A 5,322-nucleotide genomic window follows, 5' to 3' on the forward strand; every position below is an offset into this window, starting at 1 on the left:
CCCGCCCGACACCCGCGTCAAAGGCCCGGGCCGCCTGGTCCAGCAGTTGCTTCTTCCAGGCATAGATCTGGTTCGGGTGAACCTCATAGCGCTGGGCCAGATCGGCCACCGTCGCCTGCTCCCGCACGGCTTCCAGCGCGATCTTTGCCTTCAGTGCCGCGTCGATCTTGCGTCGTGTCTTCGTCGTCATCATGCCCTCCGTCTATCAAACGGAGCGGCCCTTTTCCAACTTAGCCTCTGGTCCCAAAACCGGGGTCCATTTCAGGACCGCCCAGCGTCTGACCAATCTGATCTCGCTCTTTTGCATCCTGAGTTGGCGGGTCTTCTGGATGACGATGCTCAACCGTTCCGCCCCAGACGCACCGCCAACCCTCGCGTTGACTGCGACTGAAATCGGCGTGCTCGATCGCCTCGTCAACGACAAACCAAAAGCGAGACAGAAAACGCTCTCGCACTATCTGATCAAGATCGCCCGGCTCGGCGGTTATCTCGCCCGCGCCAGCGATCCGCCGCCTGGCAATACCGTCATGTGGCGCGGGCTGTCACGCCTCACTGACATCGCGCTCGGCGCCATGGTCGGAGTAGAATTTGTGGGTAATTGAAAGCCTCGCCGGAGGCTTACGGAGTGGGCTGCCATCAAGCCAATGTTGCCGAACAAGCCGGCGGCGTACCGCGGGTGAATGACCGCCGTGCACTCAACGGCATCTTCTGGGTCTCACGATCCGGGGCACCATGGCGCGATCTACCTGACGCCTCCGGCCCGTACACTACCTGCTACAATCGCTGCGTTCGTTGGCGACGGGCAGGCTGTGTGGGCCGCGATTATCAACGTCCTGGCAGGCGCAAATGATACCGCTGTGCAAATGATCGACCAGCGAAGGACAGACGCTGCACTGCTGGACACTCGCTCCACCCTGGGGCTGGGGGCTGAAGGGATGGAGCGAGCTTCGCCAGGTACAACGCAAGGAGCGTTGTGAGCGCGTCAATAGCCTTCCGATTCGGGCAGCATCGCGGCGACAAAGAGAAAGCAGAGTGGATGCATTGGGACAGCGTCATTGCTGGTAGGCGAACCCGAGATCAAACTTGAAGATGATTTTGGATATTTCGCCTCCGAAAAGCGTCGACGTTGCAGATAAGTCCCAGAAACAAGCGTTACGAGTCTCCCATCGCGATCGGACCGGCGGGACGGTTGATCAGCCTTCCCTCATGCGCGCAAGCGGACAGGGCGGCGACCGTCATATACGTTCCGCAGGACCACAGAGCCGCCCAGCTGCAGCGATCGGAATCCGGTGAATCGTGTGCTTGATAAGGGCCAACTTGGACGCCCGATCGAATAACGAGCGATTGATGTGTATCAATGCCGCGGCTGCAGGGCACGGATAGAAGTAATGGTCAGCTGCGCTGAGCGGCTGCGAAACAGGTCCGTCTTCGGGCCTTGTCCTCATTACGATAAGGAGGCGCAATGACGCGGCTGCCCCAGGTTGCCGGCGCAGTTGTCGCAATTGCTGTATCTGCAACTGCAATTCACCCGACAACAAGCTCCGCCTTGGCTAAGGGATGGAGCGACAGCCGTCTCGATGAGGAGCGCGGCGTGCGGCATCTTCTGAGGGACCGGATCCGAACGCGCGAAGAGTTGTTGGATCTCATCCTGCAGTCTATTCGAGACCGCCAGGATGTTCGGGGGCGCCGACCCGAACGGATCGACCACTGGCGTGACCGAGGGGGGTGAACACGCGGCGACTGGCGCGGCGATCTGCGAGAGCGAGTCGCCGGGAGCATGACCGAGAGGGGCCATGGCGAGAGGAAGGAGGGTCTCATCTTCTTAGGGATGATGAAGACCTGGATGTTTTGTCGCCATGAAACGAGCCGAACTGGAACGGATGACCGTTGACGAGCTGTGGAGCTTGCACGTTGAGGTCTCTAAAGTGTTGCAGCAGAAGATCCGGCAGGAAAAGCTGGGTCTGGACGACCGCCTGAGGCAGTTGGTGTCCGCGAGTCGGTTATACCCGCTGGTATCTCCAAAATACCAAAACCCCGATCAGCCATCACAGACCTGGACAGGTCGAGGCAAGCAGCCGCGGTGGCTCGTCGCGCAATTGAAGCTGGGAAAGCGTATCGACGACTTCAAAGTTCAGCCGCGGATCGAGAGCCGAGACGCTGCCCGCTCGCCGCAATCCGGCAATTAGCGAGCATGATCAGGCAATCATGCTAATGCGTCACTCTGCCAGCTTTGCTCGCTCTCTGCTCCCGGTAAGCTCTGAATTCGGCCAGGAGCCTTTCGGGATCCAAAGTTTCCGCCCGTCTGACCTGCTCTCTCAACCAAAGTAGCTCGGCAAATTGGTCGCCGAGATCGGGTGTGCATTGCTGGAAATTGAGCCGGCGTTTGTTCGAAAGTCGGACGTTCTTCCCCATTTCTAAAGCCCTCCCTGGGCACGCGGCGGTAATTATGGTTCTTGTCTGTAAAGGTCATTAAACGAATTGGGCAATGGCGAGGCGCGGCCAGCAAGCCTATTTACGTTGCCAGCTCCTCGCGAAAGATCGAGGCGTACGAGGGCGTGTCCCACGTTGGGGGGTGAGGCGCAAGACCGGGGTTTCCCGGTGCGTCCGCGTTCGCCATCGTCAGCATCGCGGGACGCGCTCTTCGCGATTTCCGATTGCGCCAGTTGCTGAACGTGCTGGAGTTGAGACCGCAGACGCGCATCGGCGAGTCCTGGATGCTGGCCAGAAGGAGGGCGCCGCGAACCGGGCGAAAGTCAACCACGATCGTCAGATCATGGGGATTGCGAACGTAGAGGGAGCTGACTGCGTTTGTTCGAACGATGGAGATTGGGTGCGCCTTGGCAAGAAGGACGGCATTCCCGTGGTGCTTCTGGCGGATCTCCTCAAACCACCGCCATCCGAAAACGCCGATCAACACAACATGTTCAGCGTGCTGCTAGTACCCGGAATCAGAGCTGAGTGATACGGTGGCCTTTGAACCGGCGTTGACGGACCTTTTTCTTGGTCCAGACGAAGGGCTCGGCTTTGTCGTTGTAAGCGTTGACGTAGGCATCGATGTGGTCCTGAAGCTGCTTGAGGCTTGTGAAGGAAGTGCCGCTGAGCGGAGCTATGCGGAATTTTGGGTGATGAGGTGATCAGGCGGCGTGGTTTGCCGGCATTTGGATGACCTCGATGCCGTCGTTGAATCTGACACCTGCGATGACCTTCGGCAACTGATTTGTGCCTTTGAGCCGCCGCCAGGTCTTTGATGCGGCGATCACCAGTTTGAACACCATCAGCCTGGCGGTGGTTGGCGACAACGAGCCCTTGGTGCGCACCGTCCGGTGCCGCACGGTGGCGAACACGCTTTCGATGGGGTTGGTAACCGGTATGAGATGTCTCGGTGCCAACGTTCCGCTGCGGTGTTCTACATCGTGGCGTAGGGTGCGACCATCGGGACAGAGGCACCGGGAGCACGAAGTGCGGGCAGGCCGATGCACACGATGAGCCGAGAGCTCGAGTTAGTAGCTGGCCGCCTCTGCGACTCGCCCGGTTGCGCCGCGAGCGCGAATCCGTAGTTGTCGTGTCGCCCGCAGCTCCCATCGTTGTCCGGCAGAGGAGGTGCGAATGCGACGGGTAATTGGCATTGATGTCCACCGAACCTTCGGGGAGGTGGTATTTTGGGAGAACGGCAGGCTCCGACATGCGGGCCGCATTGATATGACGCGGACTGCGCTGGAGGGATTTGGCAAGACCCTGCTGGCCGGTGATGAGGTGGTGCTCGAAGCGACCGGCAACAGCATGGCGGTGTCGCGAGTGCTGGCGCCATTCGTGGCGCGGGTGATTATCGCCAATCTGTTGCAGGTGAAGGCGATCGCCCAGGCTCACGTCAAGACCGACAAGATCGATGCCGGCACGCTCGCCAGTTTGCAGGCGGCGGGATACCTGCCGCAGATCTGGACGCCTGACGCGGAGACCGAGCGCAAGCGTAGGCTGGTGGCGCGGCGCTACCAGGTCGTGCGGCACCGTACGCGGCTCAAGAACGAGGTGCATTCGATCCTGCACGCGCACCTGATCCCGAAGTGCCCGCATGCCGATCTTTTCAACGCCCGCGGCCGGGCGTGGTTGGCCGCTCAACAGTTGCCAGACGATGAGCGGGCGGCCGTCGATCGGCACGTCCGTGAGCTTGACCGTTTGGCCGAAGACCTGGCCCTGCTCGATCGCGAGATCGCACAGGACGCAATCGAGGATTCCGCGGTGAACAGATTGATGACGATCACCGGCGTGAATCTGGCGGTCGCCGCCGGAATCGTGGCGGCGATCGGCGACATCAACCGGTTCAACAGCCCGCAGAAGCTGGTGAGCTATTTCGGGCTGAACCCGCGGGTGCGGCAGTCCGGGCTGGGAACCGTCCACCACGGCCGTATCAGCAAGATCGGCCGCAGTCATGCGCGCGCCATGCTGGTCGAGGCGGCCTGGGCAGCGGCCAAGGCGCCCGGTCCACTGCATGCTTTTTTCGTGCGCATCCGCGCCCGACGCGGCCATCAGATCGCCGCGGTGGCCGTGGCTCGGAAGCTCACTGTGCTCTGCTGGCATTTGCTGACAAAGGGCGAGGATTACCTGTGGGCGCGCCCGGCGCTGGTCGCCAATAAGACCCGCGCGATGCAACTTCAAGCCGGACATCCACAACAGAAAGGGAGCCGCCGTGGACCAGCCTATGCCTACAACATCAAGGCGCTGCGCGACCGCGAGATGTTGATTGCCGCCCAGGCGGAGCAAAGCTACGAACGATTCGTGTCGCAATGGAAGCCGCGGCACCCAAAAACCGGCGCGCCTCAGTTCGGCAGGACAAAATAGGCAGTCCGGCGACGCTTGCAGCCGACGCGTCACGCTTCGCCACGAGGTCGCCCGCGCCCGACAACCATAGTCGCGGCTGACGGCAAGTTCTAGGCAGGAATGCAGTCCCGTTCCACTGCCAGTGGGCCGCCGTGCTCGGGCCGGTCAAGGCCAAGCCTTGCGGTGGCCGCAAACGCGGCCAGCCTTGACCGCCCCTGCGCGCGACGGCTGCGAGATCGGTGGCCGGGACGGAAGAATGGCCCGCAGCGCGACCGAACAAAAGAATGGACTTACGGCGACCTTTGCAATCTTCGTCTCGGCCATGAAGAAAGCGCTTGTCCATCTCATCCGTCGTCCGCAAGTGATCCCAATGCTCGGCCGGAAAGTCGTAGAAGGCCAGCAGGGCGTCGCGATCCTTGACCAGACATTCGACCGCCCGGCCGTATTTGGCGCGGTATTTCTCGGCGAAAACGTCGATCGCCGCTTCGGCGGACGCCCGGTTCGGCG

General features: G+C 61.3%; 5 protein-coding genes and 4 pseudogenes. 4 read left to right on the forward strand and 5 right to left on the reverse strand.

From position 1 onward, the window contains the following. Window positions 1–190 (reverse strand): transposase (locus ACZYOF_RS41865; RefSeq protein ID WP_463715521.1); only part of this gene is annotated, 190 nt, incomplete at its 3' end. 1 nt (window position 191) lies between these two features. Here ACZYOF_RS41865 and ACZYOF_RS41870 point away from each other — a divergent pair. The 3 genes and pseudogenes from ACZYOF_RS41870 (at window position 192) to ACZYOF_RS41880 (ending at window position 2,186) form a co-directional block, all read left to right on the forward strand. Beyond that, complete coding sequence (locus tag ACZYOF_RS41870; RefSeq protein WP_463719408.1) at window positions 192–602, forward strand: IS4 family transposase; 411 nt, start codon at window positions 192–194, stop codon at window positions 600–602. A gap of 42 nt (window positions 603–644) precedes the next feature. Further along, window positions 645–872 (forward strand): annotated as a pseudogene (locus tag ACZYOF_RS41875) (transposase); the annotation flags it as partial. A gap of 984 nt (window positions 873–1,856) precedes the next feature. After that, complete coding sequence (locus ACZYOF_RS41880; protein ID WP_130231954.1) at window positions 1,857–2,186, forward strand: H-NS histone family protein; 330 nt, start codon at window positions 1,857–1,859, stop codon at window positions 2,184–2,186. Between the two features lie 326 nt (window positions 2,187–2,512). Here the strand turns inward: ACZYOF_RS41880 and ACZYOF_RS41885 are convergent, their stop codons facing one another. The 3 genes and pseudogenes from ACZYOF_RS41885 to ACZYOF_RS41895 form a co-directional block, all read right to left on the reverse strand. After that, a complete protein-coding gene (locus ACZYOF_RS41885; protein ID WP_463719409.1) occupies window positions 2,513–2,914 on the reverse strand; it encodes a hypothetical protein in 402 nt (133 codons plus the stop codon). 34 nt (window positions 2,915–2,948) lie between these two features. Next, window positions 2,949–3,101, reverse strand: a pseudogene (locus ACZYOF_RS41890) (IS630 family transposase); the annotation flags it as partial. A 33-nt stretch (window positions 3,102–3,134) separates the two neighbouring features. Continuing rightward, window positions 3,135–3,362: pseudogene (locus tag ACZYOF_RS41895) on the reverse strand (IS256 family transposase); the annotation flags it as partial. A 262-nt stretch (window positions 3,363–3,624) separates the two neighbouring features. On the opposite strand from ACZYOF_RS41895, the gene ACZYOF_RS41900 reads away from it, so the two are divergent. Further along, window positions 3,625–4,836 carry an IS110 family RNA-guided transposase gene (locus ACZYOF_RS41900; protein ID WP_463719410.1) on the forward strand — a complete coding sequence of 404 codons (1,212 nt, stop codon included), beginning with the start codon at window positions 3,625–3,627 and terminating at the stop codon, window positions 4,834–4,836. A 307-nt stretch (window positions 4,837–5,143) separates the two neighbouring features. Here the strand turns inward: ACZYOF_RS41900 and ACZYOF_RS41905 are convergent. Beyond that, window positions 5,144–5,322, reverse strand: a pseudogene (locus ACZYOF_RS41905) (transposase); the annotation flags it as partial.

The organism is Bradyrhizobium sp. LeoA1Lang (assembly GCF_055413685.1).